Source organism: Vibrio sp. 03_296, assembly GCF_002265885.1.
The window spans coordinates 1-880 of sequence record NZ_NPKW01000475.1; the positions used below are offsets into that span (position 1 = coordinate 1).

At 48.4% G+C, this 880-nt stretch carries 1 pseudogene; it reads right to left on the minus strand.

Going from position 1 to position 880, the window contains the following annotated elements:
• Positions 1-880 (minus strand): annotated as a pseudogene (locus tag CIK04_RS25500) (ATP-binding protein); the annotation flags it as partial.

An 880-nucleotide genomic window follows, 5' to 3' on the forward strand; every position in this document is an offset into this window, starting at 1 on the left:
TGCTCCGCTAAGAAGTCGTTCAGTTTGTCTGCCATGAAGGATTCCACTGCGGACTTCACTTCACTAGAAACCAGTTTGTCTTTGGTTTGACTTGAGAATTTTGGATCCGGCACTTTGACTGAAACAACAGCGGTCAAACCTTCACGCGCATCATCACCAGAAGTCGCGTTTCGCTTTCTTCGAGTAGCCTTCTTTGTCCATRTAGCTGTTCAGTGTGCGCGTCAATGCCGCACGGAACCCCGCTAAGTGGGTACCACCATCACGCTGTGGGATGTTGTTGGATAAACAGTAGATGTTTCTTGGAAACCATCGTTCCAACTGCATCGCCACTTCAACCGCAATCCCGTCTTCACGCTCAGAGTTGAAATGGAATACTTTTTCATGGATGGGGGTTTGTTGCGGTTCAAGTGAGTAACAAACGCTTGAATACCACCTTCATACATGAAGTGATCTTTCTTATCTTCTTCGCGCTCATCAAACAGTTTGATCGACACGCCAGAGTTCAGGAAAGAGAGCTCACGTAAACGCTTCGCTAGGATGTCATAATGAAATTCGATGTTGGTGAAGGTTTGCGCACTTGGCCAGAAACGTACCGTGGTACCGGTTTTTTCGGTATCGCCGATGATAGCAAGCGGTGCATCAGGCACACCATGACGATAGGTTTGGCTATGAGTATGACCACCACGATGAATTGTCAGCAGCACTTTTTCAGACAGTGCGTTCACCACCGAAACACCAACACCGTGAAGACCGCCAGACACTTTGTAAGAGTTGTCGTCAAACTTACCGCCAGCGTGCAGTACCGTCATGATAACTTCAGCGGCAGACACTTTCTCTTCTGGTGCATTCGGTCGGATACCACGGCCATCATCGCTAACAG